15 protein-coding genes are annotated in these 14,124 nt (G+C 62.9%); 9 read left to right on the plus strand and 6 right to left on the minus strand.

The annotated features are described in order from the left end of the window. The first annotated feature begins 44 nt into the window (after nt 1-44). The 5 genes from AC2FMN_RS11310 to AC2FMN_RS11330 all read left to right on the plus strand — a co-directional run bounded on the left by AC2FMN_RS11310 (nt 45) and on the right by AC2FMN_RS11330 (nt 6,441). Nucleotides 45-1,778, plus strand: a complete 1,734-nt coding sequence (locus AC2FMN_RS11310; RefSeq protein ID WP_496688256.1) for a sensor histidine kinase — start codon at nt 45-47, stop codon at nt 1,776-1,778. After that, nucleotides 1,775-3,004, plus strand: a complete 1,230-nt coding sequence (locus tag AC2FMN_RS11315; RefSeq protein ID WP_496688258.1) for a sigma-54-dependent transcriptional regulator — start codon at nt 1,775-1,777, stop codon at nt 3,002-3,004. The genes AC2FMN_RS11310 and AC2FMN_RS11315 overlap by 4 nt, the downstream gene beginning before the upstream one ends. A 271-nt stretch (nt 3,005-3,275) precedes the next feature. Continuing rightward, nucleotides 3,276-4,277, plus strand: coding sequence for a DctP family TRAP transporter solute-binding subunit (locus AC2FMN_RS11320; RefSeq protein ID WP_496679791.1), 1,002 nt, complete (start codon nt 3,276-3,278; stop codon nt 4,275-4,277). Nucleotides 4,278-4,387: 110 nt separating this feature from the next. Further along, nucleotides 4,388-5,065 (plus strand): TRAP transporter small permease, encoded by a 678-nt coding sequence (locus tag AC2FMN_RS11325; RefSeq protein ID WP_496679794.1) that lies wholly within the window; start codon nt 4,388-4,390, stop codon nt 5,063-5,065. Beyond that, complete coding sequence (locus AC2FMN_RS11330) at nt 5,065-6,441, plus strand: TRAP transporter large permease (protein WP_496688260.1); 1,377 nt, start codon at nt 5,065-5,067, stop codon at nt 6,439-6,441. Before AC2FMN_RS11325 ends, AC2FMN_RS11330 begins: the two co-directional genes overlap by 1 nt. A gap of 42 nt (nt 6,442-6,483) precedes the next feature. Here AC2FMN_RS11330 and AC2FMN_RS11335 read toward each other — a convergent pair whose 3' ends face one another. After that, the gene (locus AC2FMN_RS11335) at nt 6,484-7,290 is read right to left on the minus strand and encodes a hypothetical protein (RefSeq protein WP_496688262.1); all 807 of its coding nucleotides are present in this window, start codon (nt 7,288-7,290) and stop codon (nt 6,484-6,486) included. Nucleotides 7,291-7,354: 64 nt separating this feature from the next. Continuing rightward, nucleotides 7,355-8,101 carry a triose-phosphate isomerase gene (tpiA, locus tag AC2FMN_RS11340; RefSeq protein WP_496688264.1) on the minus strand — a complete coding sequence of 249 codons (747 nt, stop codon included), beginning with the start codon at nt 8,099-8,101 and terminating at the stop codon, nt 7,355-7,357. Nucleotides 8,102-8,234: 133 nt separating this feature from the next. Between tpiA and AC2FMN_RS11345 the strand changes: the two genes are divergently transcribed. Further along, nucleotides 8,235-9,149, plus strand: a complete 915-nt coding sequence (locus AC2FMN_RS11345; protein ID WP_496688363.1) for an isopenicillin N synthase family dioxygenase — start codon at nt 8,235-8,237, stop codon at nt 9,147-9,149. Here AC2FMN_RS11345 and AC2FMN_RS11350 read toward each other — a convergent pair. Beyond that, on the minus strand, nt 9,146-9,511 hold the full coding sequence (locus AC2FMN_RS11350) for a HesB/IscA family protein (RefSeq protein WP_149775221.1): 366 nt from the start codon (nt 9,509-9,511) through the stop codon (nt 9,146-9,148). The two genes, AC2FMN_RS11345 and AC2FMN_RS11350, sit on opposite strands and share 4 nt — an antisense overlap. Before the next feature lie 194 nt (nt 9,512-9,705). Between AC2FMN_RS11350 and AC2FMN_RS11355 the strand changes: the two genes are divergently transcribed. Further along, the gene (locus AC2FMN_RS11355; RefSeq protein ID WP_496688266.1) at nt 9,706-9,873 is read left to right on the plus strand and encodes a hypothetical protein; all 168 of its coding nucleotides are present in this window, start codon (nt 9,706-9,708) and stop codon (nt 9,871-9,873) included. A 204-nt stretch (nt 9,874-10,077) separates the two neighbouring features. Here the strand turns inward: AC2FMN_RS11355 and AC2FMN_RS11360 are convergent, their stop codons facing one another. The 3 genes from AC2FMN_RS11360 to AC2FMN_RS11370 form a co-directional block, all read right to left on the minus strand. Beyond that, complete coding sequence (locus AC2FMN_RS11360) at nt 10,078-10,440, minus strand: SUF system Fe-S cluster assembly protein (protein ID WP_005983465.1); 363 nt, start codon at nt 10,438-10,440, stop codon at nt 10,078-10,080. Nucleotides 10,441-10,534: 94 nt separating this feature from the next. Further along, on the minus strand, nt 10,535-10,813 hold the full coding sequence (locus AC2FMN_RS11365) for an NfeD family protein (protein ID WP_496688267.1): 279 nt from the start codon (nt 10,811-10,813) through the stop codon (nt 10,535-10,537). Beyond that, nucleotides 10,813-11,703, minus strand: coding sequence for an SPFH domain-containing protein (locus tag AC2FMN_RS11370; protein WP_496679807.1), 891 nt, complete (start codon nt 11,701-11,703; stop codon nt 10,813-10,815). Before AC2FMN_RS11370 ends, AC2FMN_RS11365 begins: the two co-directional genes overlap by 1 nt. 175 nt (nt 11,704-11,878) lie before the next feature. Between AC2FMN_RS11370 and AC2FMN_RS11375 the strand changes: the two genes are divergently transcribed. Next, on the plus strand, nt 11,879-12,790 hold the full coding sequence (locus AC2FMN_RS11375; RefSeq protein WP_496688269.1) for a nucleoside hydrolase: 912 nt from the start codon (nt 11,879-11,881) through the stop codon (nt 12,788-12,790). 63 nt (nt 12,791-12,853) lie between these two features. Further along, a complete protein-coding gene (tgt, locus tag AC2FMN_RS11380; RefSeq protein ID WP_496688270.1) occupies nt 12,854-13,984 on the plus strand; it encodes a tRNA guanosine(34) transglycosylase Tgt in 1,131 nt (376 codons plus the stop codon). Nucleotides 13,985-14,124: the final 140 nt, after the last annotated feature.

Below are 14,124 nucleotides of genomic sequence, written 5' to 3' on the forward strand. Positions count from 1 at the left end.
CGACAGACTTGCCATGAGCCTTCGTGAATGCAAGACCCTGTAACATGCAAAGGCTTCTTGTTCCGGTCGGTTTTCTGTTGGCGGTCGCGCTGTTGGCGGCCGGGGTGTGGTCTTACGGCTATCGTCAGGCCCTGTTTCAACTGAGCGAAAAGGCACAGGCCGATCTGGAACTGGCTTCGGACCGGCTGAGCTCGCAGTTGCAGGTGTATCAGGAGCTGGCGGTTCTGATGGCCGAGCATCCGGCGTTGCGCAACCTGGAGACCGAGGCCGACCGGGCCGCAGCCCGGACGCTGTTGCTGGAGGTCGCCGACAAGTCCTCGGCGGTGGATGTGATTTTTGCGGATACTTCGGGTCGCGTGCTGGCCGCGGCGCTGGACGTGGTGGGCGGCAACGTGGCCGGCCTCTCGGCGTTTCGGCGCGCGATGCAGGGCGCCCTGGGCAGCGCGCATGGCGTGCTGGGGGAAACTGGGAACCGGATCTATTCCTACGCCGCGCCGTCCTTTGCGCCCGACGGACGGGTCAGAGGCGTGTTGATGGTGATTGCCGATGTCGAAGATGTTGAACGCACCTGGCGCGGCAGCACCGAGGCGGTATTCTTCGTCGACCGGTCGGGGCAGGTCTTCATCACCAACCGGTCCGAGCTGCTGTTCTGGTCCCGACCACCCGGCGAGGTGGGCCTGCGGCCACCCGGTCAGCCGGCGGGGGATTTCCGGTCCACCCGGATCGGTCCGCATGAAGTGTGGACCATCGGCTGGGGCCCGTATCTGCCCCGGCGGGCCTTGCACCTGACCCGGGATCTGCCTGTGATCGGCATGACCGGAGAAGTGCTGATGGATGTCGCACCGGCCCGCCGGCTTGCCGCCTTGCAGGCGGCGGCGGTCGCGGCGATCTGCATGGCCTTCGGGGCCTTGCTATTTCTGGCCACTGAACGTCGGCGCACCCTGGCGCAGGCCAACGCGGTCCTGGAAAGCCGCGTGGCCCAGCGCACCCGCGCGCTGACGGCCGCGAACGCCGCCCTGCGCCGAGAGGTGGCCGAACGGCAGGAGGCCGAAGCCGCGCTGAAACGCGCGCAGGCTGATCTGGTCCAGGCGGGCAAGCTCAGCGCACTTGGCAAGATGTCGGCCGGCATCAGCCACGAATTGAATCAGCCGCTGATGGCAATCCGCCAATTCGCCGACAACGGCGCCGCCTTTCTGGCTCGGGACAACACCGAAAAAGCGCGCGAAAACCTGGGTCGTATCTCGGACATGGCCGCGCGGATGGCGCGTATCATCAAGAACTTGCGGGCCTTTGCGCGCAATGAGAGCGAGCCGATGGGCAAGGTCGATCTGGTGCAAGTGCTGAACACCGCCGTCGAACTGACCGAAAGCCGCCTGAAATCCGATGGCATCGCCGTGGACTGGCAACCGCCCAATACACCCGTTCCGGCCTGGGGCGGCGAGGTGCGGCTGGTGCAGGTTTTCGTGAATCTCATCAACAATGCCGCAGACGCCATGGAGGGCCGCGACCGGCGGCAGCTGACCATCACCCTTGACCGGGCCGAGCGCATCCGGGTCGGCATCCGCGACACCGGTCCCGGCATCGCCGACCCCGACCGCGTGTTCGAGCCGTTCTATACCACCAAGACGGTCGGCTCGTCCGAGGGCATGGGGTTGGGCCTGTCCATCTCGTACGGTCTGGTGCAAAGCTTCGGCGGCGAAATACGCGGCGCCAACACGGAGGATGGTGCCGTATTCACCGTCGAACTGGAACCGTTCGAAAAGGAAGTCGCCGCATGATCCGCTCGGTCCTGCTGGTAGATGATGACGCCGCCGTGCGCGAGGCCCTGGCCCAGACGCTGGAACTGGCCGAACTGACGGTCATTCCGGCGGGGTCGTTCGTGGCCGCCAAGGATCATATCCACGCCGGCTTTCCCGGCGTGATCCTGTCAGACATCCGCATGCCGGGGCGCGACGGGTTTCATCTGCTGTCGTATGCCCGGTCGGTCGATCCCGACCTGCCGGTAATCCTGCTGACGGGCGAGGGCGACATACCCATGGCGGTGCAGGCCATGGGGCGGGGAGCTTTCGACTTTCTTGAAAAACCCTGCGCGGCCGCGGATCTGTTGGCAGTGCTCGATCGGGCCTTCGCCAACCGGGCCGAGGTGCTGGCCGAACGCCGGGCAAAACGCGAGTTGGAAAAGGGCGACCCGGCCGCGCGGCTGCTGTTCGGACACTCCCCCCAGGCCGAGGACCTGCGCGCCCGCGTGCGCAGCGTGGCCCCGACCCAAGCCGAGGTTCTGGTGACCGGTCCGCCGGGTAGCGGCATCTCGAAGGTCGCCGAGGTGGTCCACCTGATGTCGCCGCGGGCGCAGGGACCGTTCGTCAAGCGCCCGGCGGCCGGGCTGACGGCGCAGGATCTGCGTCAGGTGGCTGGGGATGCGGCTGGTGGCTCTCTGTTTCTGGACGAGGTGTCGGCGATGCCCGAGGCCACACAATACGCCACGCTCGACCTGATAGAGGCGGGCGCAGGGGTGCGCATCATCGCCGGCACGACCGCGGATCTTGCCGCGCTGGTGGCCGAGGGTCAGTTCAACGCCGATCTGTTCTATCGGCTGGACGTGATGCGGGTTCGGGTGCCGTCCTTGGCGGAACGCCCCGAAGACATCCCCGTGATCTTTCGCCACTATGTGGCTCAGGCGGCAGAACAGGCCGGGATCGCCGCGCCCGAGGTCACGCCCGAACACCTGGCCAGCCTGATGGCGCGCGACTGGCCGGGCAACGCCCGGTCGCTGATGTCGGCGGCCATGCGCTTTGTCCTGGGTATGCCGGAGGAGGTGGCGACGGCGGCCGATCTGGGACTGGCCGAGCAGATGGCCCGGGTCGAGCGGTCGCTCTTGATCGCAGCGCTGGGGCGGCACAACGGCAAGGCCTCGGAGGCTGCTCGGTCGCTGAAGCTGCCGCGCAAAACCTTCTATGACAAGCTGGCGCGCTATGGCATCCGCCCGGAGGACTATCGCCGCTAGGCTGTTGGCGATTCGCAGGCGATTCGACAGGTGTGCGGTTTTTCGCACGGGTGGCCACCTTGGTGTGCGGATTTTCGCACATCGCGCCCCTGGCGGTCAGACAAGCATGTTGAATACGCTTTTTAACAATTAGATAATAAACAGAAAAAATCAAAATTCGCGCAAAATCTCCGAAACGTTGATTGGCTACCTCCGATTCGCTTCACTTCTTCGCATCTGGCGCCTTGGTCGGCGCCAACGGAGGTTTCAAAACGTCTGGGAGGACACCAACATGAAATTCCTTGCAACAGCTGCGACCGCTCTGGCCCTGTCCGTGACCGCTACGGCCGGCTTCGCCCAGTGCGATGAGGGCGAGATCGTCGTCAAATTCGCGCATGTGACCAACACCGACAAGCACCCCAAGGGCATCGCCGCCTCTCTGCTGGAAAAGCGCGTGAACGAGGAAATGAACGGCAAGATGTGCATGGAGGTCTATCCGAACTCTACGCTCTACAACGACGACAAGGTGCTGGAGGCGATGCTGCAGGGTGACGTGCAACTAGCCGCGCCCTCGCTGTCGAAATTCGAGAAGTTCACCAAGCAGTTCCGCCTGTTCGACCTGCCGTTCATGTTTAAGAACATCGACGCGGTGGATGCCTTCCAGGCCTCCGAGGCCGGTCAGGCGATGAAGGACAGCATGCAGCGCCGCGGCCTGCAGGGCCTGGCCTTCTGGCACAACGGCATGAAGCAGATGTCGGCCAATAAGCCGCTGACGCTGCCCAGTGACGCAAACGGACTGAAATTCCGCGTGCAGTCGTCTGACGTGCTGGTGGCACAGATGGAAGCCATCGGCGGCAGCCCGCAGAAAATGGCCTTCTCGGAAGTCTATGGCGCTCTGCAGCAGGGCGTTGTCGACGGGCAGGAGAACACCTGGTCGAACATCTACGGTAAGAAGTTCTTCGAGGTGCAGGACGGCACCACCGAAACCAACCACGGCATCATCGACTATCTGGTCGTGACCTCGGTGGACTGGCTTGACAGCCTGGAACCGGACGTGCGTGAGCAGTTCCTGACGATCCTTGCCGAGGTGACCGAGCAGCGAAACAAAGAGTCGTTCGCGGTCAACGAACAGGCCAAGCAGGCGATCATCGACGCCGGCGGCACCATCCGCCAGCTGACGCCAGAACAGCGTCAGGCCTGGGTCGACGCGATGAAGCCGGTCTGGGAGAAGTTCGCCGGCGACGTCGGTCAGGACAAGATCGACGCGGCGCAGGCCATCAACGCCGGGTTCTGATCCGGCCGCGCCCGACCCCTTGGCAACCTGCGCGTTGCCGAGGGACGGGCAGGGCGGGCCCGACGGCCCGCCACTAATTCTCTCAATGAAAAAAACGTGGGGACAGAAAGATGTCTGGTGCGAAATCCGGCCCGACCGGGCTGGTCGACCATATCGAAGAAACCCTGATCGCGGCGTTGCTTGGTTTGATGACCGTGGTGACCTTCGCCAACGTAATCGCGCGCTTCGTCTTCAATTCCAACATCCTGTGGGCGCTGGAACTGACCGTGTTCGCCTTTGGATGGCTGGTTCTGTTGGGAGCGTCGTACGCGGTCAAGAAGCACGCCCATCTGGGTGTGGATGCGATCCTGAACATGCTGGCGCCTGGGCCGCGCCGGATCATGGCGCTGGTATCCGTTGGCTTCTGTTTGATCTTCTCGCTGCTGATGCTGAAAGGGGCCTACGACTATTGGGCGGTGTTCGCCGACCTGCCGCCGACCTCGGGGCGCTGGTTCCCCACAGGCTTTGACTTTTCGGCCCGCAGCCAGAGTTTCTATGAGGTCGACGACATTCCCATGGTCGCGCCGCTGCGCTTCCTGGAAGACCTCATAAACTATGGCGAACATTACGAAAAACTTCCCAAAGTCGTGCCTTATCTGGTGCTGCCGGTTTCCATGCTGCTGTTGGTGATCCGCTTCGCCCAGGTGGGCGTGCAGATCTGGCGCGGTGAAACCGACCGTCTTGTAGCCAGTCACGAAGTCGAGGACGAAATCGAAGAAGTCCGGGCCCAGCAGGGAGAGCATGACTGATGGACGTTGTCTTTCTTTTCTCGATGGTCGTGGGGCTGCTGCTGATCGGCGTTCCGATCGCGGTGGCGCTCGGCCTCAGCTCGACCCTGTTCCTGCTGATCTATTCCGACAGCTCGCTGGCCTCGGTCGCCGCAACGCTGTTCGAAGCTTTCGAGGGGCATTTCACCCTGCTGGCGATCCCGTTCTTTATCCTGGCCTCGTCCTTCATGACGACGGGCGGGGTGGCGCGGCGGATCATCCGTTTTTCCATCGCCTGCGTCGGACACCTGCCGGGCGGTCTGGCGATTGCTGGCGTGTTTGCGTGTATGCTATTCGCGGCCTTGTCGGGTTCGTCGCCCGCAACAGTGGTTGCCATCGGGTCGATCGTGATCGCCGGGATGCGGCAGGTGGGCTATTCGAAAGAATTCGCCGCGGGGGTGATCTGCAACGCGGGTACGCTGGGCATCCTGATCCCGCCGTCGATCGTGATGGTCGTCTATGCCGCCGCCGTCGAAGTGTCGGTGGGCCGGATGTTCCTGGCCGGCGTGATCCCGGGCCTGATGGCAGGACTGATGCTGATGGTGACGATCTATGTTATGGCCAAGGTCAAGAACCTGCCCAAGGGCGACTGGCTAGGCTGGGGCGAGATCTTTGAATCGGCGCGCGAGGCGGCCTGGGGTCTGTTCCTGATCGTCATTATCCTGGGCGGTATCTACGGCGGCATCTTTACCCCGACCGAGGCCGCGGCGGTGGCGGCTGTCTACGCCTTCTTCATCGCCAGCTTCGTCTACAAGGACATGGGACCGCTACGCACGGCCGATGGCGAACAGAATATGTCGCTGCTGAAAAAGCCCCATGCCTTGATCACCGCGTTCTTCCATGCGGACACCAAGCACACGTTGTTCGAGGCCGGCAAGCTGACGGTGACGCTGCTGTTCGTGATCGCCAACGCACTGATCCTCAAGCATGTTCTGACCGACGAGCAGGTGCCGCAGCATATCGCCAACGCGATGTTGTCAGCGGGGCTGGGGCCGGTGACCTTCCTGATCGTGGTGAACGTGATCCTGCTGATCGGCGGTCAGTTTATGGAGCCCTCGGGGCTGCTGGTCATCGTGGCGCCCTTGGTGTTCCCGATCGCCATCGAACTGGGCATCGACCCGATTCACCTAGGGATCATCATGGTGGTCAACATGGAGATCGGGATGATTACGCCGCCCGTCGGTCTGAACCTGTTCGTCACCTCGGGCGTCGCAGGCATGCCGATGATGAGCGTGGTCCGCGCCGCGCTGCCCTTCTTGGCGGTGCTGTTCGTGTTCCTGATTATGGTCACCTACATCCCGTGGATCTCGACGGTGTTACCGAACACCTTCATGGGCCCCGAGATCATAACGAACTAGCGGAAAAGATCCGATCCGAACCGGTGCGCCGGTTCGGGTCCCTCAGGCCGGGTCGCCGTATTTCGCCAGATAGTCCGCGACCCACCGGATGCCCCCGTAGCCCCGCCGCCGCCGTGCGCCCCAAGATCCGATGTCATCGTTGACAAGTTCATCGGGATTGGGCCGGCCATTGAAGATCACGATCTTGGGGCGCCGGGGCAGGTTTCGGTAGGGTTTGTAGACCAGGCCGAACGGCCAGTAGGGCACCAGATGAATCAGTCCGATGCACCAGTTCTTGGGGAAACACCGACGCTTGTAGGCTAGGGCCGAGATATAGTTCTGGTCGTTTTCGTATTTCGGCAGATGGGTGTCGCCGTCGAAGTCGTCGAACAGGTGATATTGCTGGGACGGGACAAAGCCCACCACGGATGAATTGCCACGGGTGACCTTGTTCATCAGCCACGGCACAAGATCCCAGACACCAGCCGGAATCATCCGCCAGACGAAGCCGCGGAATTTGGGCATCAGATACAGCCCGCCCTTGTCCAGCGTGATCTGAAACAGCGGATCGAGATCGCCGGTGATCAGCAGGTCGAGGTCCAGAAACAGCGCCGCATCGTACTGGCCGACGATCCGGCGGTCGAACATCTGCAGCTTGGGCCATTTTCCATGCGTCCACAGCGGGCGGTCCAACTGGGGAAAGGAAAAGGGCTGCCGTTTAATGCCGGGCTCGAGCCCCGTGAAATCATCGGAAATGCAGATGAAGTCATGCTCGATCGACAGGTTGTCCTGAACCGACCGGTACAACAGGTTGACGTACTCGGGGCCATAGACATCGCCCCATTTCATGCAGATGACACAGACTTTCATGGTTCCGGTCCCGGGTTTCAGGTGATCGCACGGCCAGGCCGGCATCCATGTGGCAGTAGACGGGTCAGGCCTGTTCGAGCGCCGAGATGATGCCCGAGAAATCGCGGGCCTTCAGGCTGGCCCCGCCGACCAGCGCGCCATCCACGTTCGACACCCCGAAGATCTCGGCCGCATTGGCCGGTTTTACCGAGCCGCCGTACAGCAACCGTACCGACCGCCCCACGCCCTCGCCGAACCGCCGTTCAAGCCGGGCGCGGATGAAGTCGTGAACCTCGCCGATCTCGTCAAGCGTCGGGACCTTGCCGGTGCCGATGGCCCAGATCGGCTCGTAGGCGATCACCAGGTTTTCGCCGGTCGACTGGTCGGGCACGGATCCCGACAGTTGCCCGCCGATGATGTCCAGCGTATTGGCTGCCTCGCGCTGCTCGAGGCTTTCGCCGACGCAGATGATGGCGATCAGTCCGGCATCCATGGCCGCGCGGGCCTTGGCGCGCACGTCCTCGTCCTGCTCGCCATGGTCCTCGCGCCGCTCGGAATGCCCCAGTATTACATGGGTCGCACCCGCGTCCTTCAGCATCTCGGCGCTGATGTCGCCCGTATGCGCGCCAGAGCGTTCGGCATGGCAGTCCTGACCGCCGATGGCGATGCCACTCCCGACCGTCTGCGCCGCGCGGTGGATCAGGGTGGCCGGTGGGCAGATCAGGATGTCGACCGTGGGCGCGGGGTGGCTTTGCTTCAGCGTTTGCAACTCGGACAGCGCGGCCCCGGTTCCGTTCATCTTCCAGTTGCCTGCCGCCAGCTTGCGTCGCATGTCGGGTCCTCCGCGGTCGTTGATGCAAATATGGTCGCATCCCAGTTAGCACCGCTGGTCGGGCGTGACAATTCCGGTTGCAGAGCACCGGTTTCGCCGCCACTCTGCGGGGGCCAATTTGCCCTGTATGCCGATGATTGACGACCTGGATCTTGCGAAACTGGACCACCGCGCGCCCGAGGACCTGACGCGCCTTGCCGATGCTGCGCAGCGGGTCGGGTTTCTGACCGTCTCTAATACCGGATTGACCGCAGATCGCGTGCGTTCTGTCATCGAGACCTACCGCGTGTTCTTTCACCTGCCGCGCGCCGACAAGCGGGCCGTCGACATGGCGCGGACGGGCGCGAACCGCGGCTGGGGCGCGCCCGGGTCCGAGCAGGTCGACCCGGACGCCAACCCCGATTACAAGGAAGTGTTCGATTGCGGGTTCGAATTGCCGCCGGGAAACCCGTATCAGGGCCGGGGGCTGAGCGTCTATGCGCCGAACTTGTGGCCCACGCAGCCGCCCGAATTTCGCGCTGTCATCCAAGCCTATTACGCGGACGCCTGTGCCGTGGCGATGCGTATCCTTCGGGCCATTGCCTGCGCCCTGGGGCGGGATGAAAACAGCTTCGACCGAGCATTCGATACGCCGATGGCCTTGCTGCGCGGCAACTATTACCCCCAGCGCCCGGACTGGGCGGGTATCAAGGATTTCGGAATCGCCGCGCATAGCGACTATGGCTGTCTGACCCTTCTGGCCACCGACGGCCAGCCCGGGCTCGAGGTTCAGATGCCCGGGGGCGAATGGCAACCGGTGCAGGCTGACCCCGGCACCTTCATCATCAATTTCGGGGAAATGCTGGAATTCTGGACCGCCGGGCGCGTCAAGGCCACCATGCACCGCGTCAGGGGCGGCCGGGACGAGCGGATCTCGGTTCCGCTGTTCTTCAACCCCTCCTACGACACAAATGTCGCACCGCCCGGTTCAGGCCGGACGATCAGCGCCGGGGAACATCTGACCCGGCGCTTTCAGGAAACCTATCTGCACCTGAAACAGAAACCTTAGCCCTGCTGGGCCAGCGACTCGTCGAACTTGATCGATTCGCCGCAGCCGCAGGCATCGACCACGTTAGGATTCTTGAATTTAAACCCCGATTCCAGCAGCGAGGTTTCATAGTCGATTTCCGTGCCGAACAGGAACATCTGTGCCATGGGCGCAATCATTACCCGGGCGCCGTCCTGTTCGACGACCTCGTCATTCGGGTCGGCCTGATCGACATATTCCATTGTGTATTCCATGCCGGCGCATCCGCCCTTTTTGACGCCGATGCGCAGGCCGGCATGGCCGCCCGACTTCATCAGCCGAACGATCTGCTCGGCCGCTTTCGGGGTCATCGTCACGGCTTGCTTGCCGGGAATGCCAAACATCATGCTCTCCGTATTCGCGCGTTGTTCATAATCTAGGGTGGCCGAGGGCAAGGCTCAAGCCGGCCCAGTGGTTTCGTGTCTTTTTCTGCCGGGCGCGCCTCGCCCATGACCGAGATTGCCTGTGGCGAGCATCCCTATACGCTGAAGGTGGTTCGGTGTGATCGCGCCACCGCTTTTGGACAGGAGGCCTGGAAATGATACGATCCTCATTCAAACGGATCCTGTGCGGCGTGGTCGCTGCCCTGTCCGCCTCGCCGGCCATGGGTGATCCGGCCAAGCATCCGATCGATTGCACCACCGCCGAGGGCGATCTGAGAGCCATTTCCGTCGAACGGAAAAATGCCCGGGCGCAGCAGGTCTAAAGCATTCTGGTCATCACGCCGGCCGGCGCCTTGCTCGGGTTGGTCGCGGGGGCCGAGCAGAAAAGGCTGAAGATGTTGTCGGGCGAAGATGTCGATAAATTGGACGCCCGTGCGGCCGAGATCAAGACAACCTGTGACCTGAAATGAGCGCTGGCAAAGAGCGATCGCGATGCCGGGTGCCGGGACGACCCCGGACTTGCGGCGTTACATGAAGCCCAATTCCAGGCGGGCCTCGTCCGACATCATTTCCATGCCCCAAGGCGGCTCCCAGGTCAGTTCGACGTCCACCTCCTTGACCCCGGCCACCGGCTCGATCGCCTCGACTACCCAGCCCGGCATGTCGCCCGCCACGGGGCACCCCGGAGCGGTCAGTGTCATGATGACCTTGACCGCGTTGTCATCGCTGATCTCGATCGTGTAGATCAGACCCAGATCATAGATGTTCACGGGAATTTCAGGGTCATAGACGGTCCGGCAGGCCTCGACCACGGACTCGTACAGAGGGTGCTCGACCGTAGAAGGCGCGATCAAAGGGGTGCCTTCCAACTGTTCGCTTGGGTGGGTCATGGATGCCTCGGGTTGTTACCTGAGCGATTATATAGGGAAAGCCGCCGCCAGCGTCCAGAGGCGGATGGCGCCCGGGAAACGGGCGCCATCGTGGTCATTCGTTGATATCCTTGTCAAAGGTCTTCACCTGTCCGTGCGGCAGAGCGAACATGCGCCGCAGGATCAGCCACGCGATTAGCGACAGCACCGCAAAGATCAGCAGCAGCACGGCCAGGCCCGGCGCAATGCCGGGGATCGCCAGAAGCAGTCCCGTGATGGCGGCGCCGATCGCGAAACCTAGGAAGATGAAACCGGGCAGGGCGACTTCGAGGATGCCCAGAACCAGCGCCGCCGCCAGCCAGAGCCACCAGGTCAGCCAGAACGGGTCAGCCATCATTTCCCCCCTTTCAACATGTTGAAGGCATTGCCGAAGGCCTCGAGCGCATTGGCGGGCACCACGATCGTCTGGCTGCCACTGCCTTTGCCCAGGGCGTTCAGGGCTTCGACCTGTTTCAGGGCAACCTGGTACTGGGCCGCTTCCAGACCGTTGGCCTGAATCGCTTTGGCGACCACCTCGGTGGCAAAGGCCTCGGCTTCGGCCTGCACACGGCGCGCCTTGGCGGCCTGCTCGGCGGCATAAAGCTCGGCGTCGGCCTGCAGCTCAACGGCGCGCTTCTGGCCCTCGGCCTCGGTCACCTGGGCGCGACGGGCGCGCTCGGCGTTCAACTGCTGCAGCATGGCGTCGCGGGTGGCCTGGTCAAGGTTCACGTCCAGAATTTCGGCCCGGGTCACCTCTATGCCCCAGTCATCAACGGCGGTTTCCACGCTTTCCTGGATACGTTCGATCAGCTGCGCGCGGTTCGACTGAACCTCGTCCAGATCCATCTTGCCGATCTCGGCGCGCACGATGCCCGCCACAGTGGTGGCGATGGCGCCATCGACATCACGGATGCGGTACACGGTCTTTTCGGGTTCCAGAATGCGGTAGAAGACAGATGTGTCAATCTGCACCAGAACGTTGTCCTTGGTGATGGCGTCCTGCGTGGCGTTGGGAAGCTGGCGTTCCAGAATCGAGATCTTGTGGCGCGCTACGTCCAGGAATGGCACGATGAAATTGATGCCGGGGCCCAGCACCGAATGCAGGCGCCCGAACCGTTCGACCACATATTTTTCGGATTGCGGAACGATCTTGATGCCCTTCAGGATGACGACGACGACCAGAACGGCCGCCAGAAGGTAAATGATGTTGGATGAAAGCAGTCCGATAATCTGGTCTTCGGTCATATCTGTCCTCTTTTATTGTGTACAATTGTATACATTTGGGGATTGAGTCCCATGATTTCAACTCTGGTATGGCGGGAACGGCAGTGGAATCCCATGCTGGATATTCGCGGGGCAATGCTGAAATTCCGGTCTGTGACTGCTTTGCATCCGCAACTGATTGCGCTATCGGGGCGGGATGAAACTGATCATCGACACCGACCCGGGCATCGACGACGCGATGGCCATCGCCTATGCCGCCGCTGCGCCGGAATTCGACCTGGTGGGGTTGACCACGGTATTCGGCAACACGCATGTGGAACAATCCAGCCGCAACGCCCGCTATCTTGTGCACCGGCTGGGGTTGGACGTTCCGGTTGCCTCGGGGGCCGGCGTCGCGCGTGGCGCCGACGGTCATGTGCCATCGCGGCACGTTCACGGCAACGAGGGGTTTGGTGACCTGACCCAGATACCCGAGATCGGGCAAAACCACGATCTGCCGGCTGCCGAATTCTTGGTGGAGATGGCACGCCGGCACGGCAAGGACCTGACGGTCTGCGCGGTGGGGCCGTTGACCAACATTGCCGACGCGATGCGGCTAGACCCGGAATTTGCGGGCAATATCGGGCAGTTGGTCATCATGGGCGGGGCAGTGTTCTGCCCCGGCAACATCAATGCCCATGCCGAGGCCAACATCTTTCACGATCCGGTGGCGGCGGACGAGGTGTTCTCGACCCCAGCGCCGACGGTTCTGGTGGGGTTAGATGTCACGCTGAAAACGCTGTACCGCGCCGATGATTTCGAGACGCTGGCCCAATGCGCCCCGGAAACAGGTGGGTTCCTGCGCGACATTTCCCGGTTCTACCTGAACTTCTACCGCGAGGTGGCGGGGTTGGACGGTTGCGGCCTACACGACTCGACCGCCGTCATTGCCTGTTCGCACCGGTCGATGTTCAGCCTGCACGAAACCGGTTTGCGGGTCGCGCTGGATGGCGAGGCGCGGGGCGCGACCCGGCCCGAACCGTCGCGGCCGCCGGTACTGGTGTGCACCGACGTGAACGGCGATCAGGTCGTCGATCTGTTCACGCAAAGGGTTGCGGCATTGCCCTGACGGGTTGCATTGCGCGCGTCGATCGGGCAAAGCCTGCCCGGTTCAGCGACCCGAGGCGATGACATGACCGAGCGTTTTTCATTCGAACTGAAGGCCACCGACGGCAAGGCCCGCACCGGCGTGATCCACACGCCGCGGGGCGAGGTGCGCACGCCGGCCTTCATGCCCGTGGGCACGGCCGCGACGGTCAAGGCTATGATGCCCGAAAGCGTGCGGGCGACCGGCGCCGACATCCTGCTGGGCAACACCTATCACCTGATGCTGCGGCCCACGGCCGAACGGATCGACCGTTTGGGCGGCCTGCACAAGTTCATGAACTGGCACCGGCCGATTCTGACCGATTCGGGCGGGTTTCAGGTCATGTCGCTGGCCGGCCTGCGCAAGCTCACCGAAAAGGGCGTGACCTTCAAATCGCATATCGACGGATCGAAGCACGAGCTGACACCTGAGCGGTCGATGGAGATCCAGCGCCTGCTGGGGTCGGACATCGTCATGTGCTTTGACGAATGCCCCGCCTTGCCTGCCGACCGCGACCGGATCGCCGAGTCGATGCGCCTGTCGATGCGATGGGCCGAACGGTCCCGCGAGGCGTTCGGCGATCGGCCCGGCCACGCGCTGTTCGGCATCATGCAGGGCGGGTTGGAGCGGGACCTGCGCGAGGAAAGCGCCGAAGCCCTGAAGGCCATCGGGTTCGACGGCTATGCCGTTGGCGGCCTGGCCGTGGGCGAAGGGCAGGAGGCCATGTTCGGCTGTCTGGATTATGCGCCCGATTTCCTGCCCACCGACAAACCACGCTATCTGATGGGCGTGGGCAAGCCTGATGACATCGTGGGCGCCGTGGCTCGCGGGATCGACATGATGGATTGCGTGCTGCCGTCGCGCTCGGGGCGGACGGGCCAGGTGTTCACCCGCCGCGGCGTGGTAAACATCAAGAATGCCCGCCACGCCGACGATCCGCGCCCGCTGGATGAACAGTGTACATGCCCGGCCTGCTCGAATTATTCGCGTGCCTATCTGCACCATGTGTTCCGCGCCAACGAGATGATTTCGGGCATGTTGCTGACCTGGCACAACCTGCACTATTTTCAGGAAATCATGCAGGGCATGCGGGACGCCATCGCCGCCGGCACCTTCGGAGCCTGGCAGGCGGAGTTCCACGCGCAACGGGCGCAGGGCGACATCGAGCCGCTCTGATACGATCTGATGCACGTGCGACCAAAACTGCATCGGGCCTCAGCTGATGCCTTGCAGTCGCGTCAGCGTCAGGTCATTGTGTTCGGACAGGTACGGCGAAAAGGTTGAAACCGGGCGATCCGCGCCCCACCTTTATCGTC

The sequence above is a fragment of the Ruegeria sp. BHSC037 genome (genome assembly GCF_059613045.1).

Coding starts and splice junctions, on each gene's coding strand:
- AC2FMN_RS11320 (WP_496679791.1), top strand. CDS start 3,276: ATGAAATTCCTTGCAACAGCTGCGACCGCTCTGGCCCTGTCCGTGACC.
- AC2FMN_RS11355 (WP_496688266.1), top strand. CDS start 9,706: ATGATACGATCCTCATTCAAACGGATCCTGTGCGGCGTGGTCGCTGCC.
- AC2FMN_RS11360 (WP_005983465.1), bottom strand. CDS start 10,440: ATGACCCACCCAAGCGAACAGTTGGAAGGCACCCCTTTGATCGCGCCT.
- tgt (WP_496688270.1), top strand. CDS start 12,854: ATGACCGAGCGTTTTTCATTCGAACTGAAGGCCACCGACGGCAAGGCC.
- AC2FMN_RS11375 (WP_496688269.1), top strand. CDS start 11,879: ATGAAACTGATCATCGACACCGACCCGGGCATCGACGACGCGATGGCC.
- AC2FMN_RS11325 (WP_496679794.1), top strand. CDS start 4,388: ATGTCTGGTGCGAAATCCGGCCCGACCGGGCTGGTCGACCATATCGAA.
- AC2FMN_RS11350 (WP_149775221.1), bottom strand. CDS start 9,511: ATGTTTGGCATTCCCGGCAAGCAAGCCGTGACGATGACCCCGAAAGCG.
- AC2FMN_RS11310 (WP_496688256.1), top strand. CDS start 45: ATGCAAAGGCTTCTTGTTCCGGTCGGTTTTCTGTTGGCGGTCGCGCTG.
- AC2FMN_RS11330 (WP_496688260.1), top strand. CDS start 5,065: ATGGACGTTGTCTTTCTTTTCTCGATGGTCGTGGGGCTGCTGCTGATC.
- AC2FMN_RS11345 (WP_496688363.1), top strand. CDS start 8,235: ATGATTGACGACCTGGATCTTGCGAAACTGGACCACCGCGCGCCCGAG.
- AC2FMN_RS11335 (WP_496688262.1), bottom strand. CDS start 7,290: ATGAAAGTCTGTGTCATCTGCATGAAATGGGGCGATGTCTATGGCCCC.
- AC2FMN_RS11315 (WP_496688258.1), top strand. CDS start 1,775: ATGATCCGCTCGGTCCTGCTGGTAGATGATGACGCCGCCGTGCGCGAG.
- tpiA (WP_496688264.1), bottom strand. CDS start 8,101: ATGCGACGCAAGCTGGCGGCAGGCAACTGGAAGATGAACGGAACCGGG.
- AC2FMN_RS11365 (WP_496688267.1), bottom strand. CDS start 10,813: ATGGCTGACCCGTTCTGGCTGACCTGGTGGCTCTGGCTGGCGGCGGCG.
- AC2FMN_RS11370 (WP_496679807.1), bottom strand. CDS start 11,703: ATGACCGAAGACCAGATTATCGGACTGCTTTCATCCAACATCATTTAC.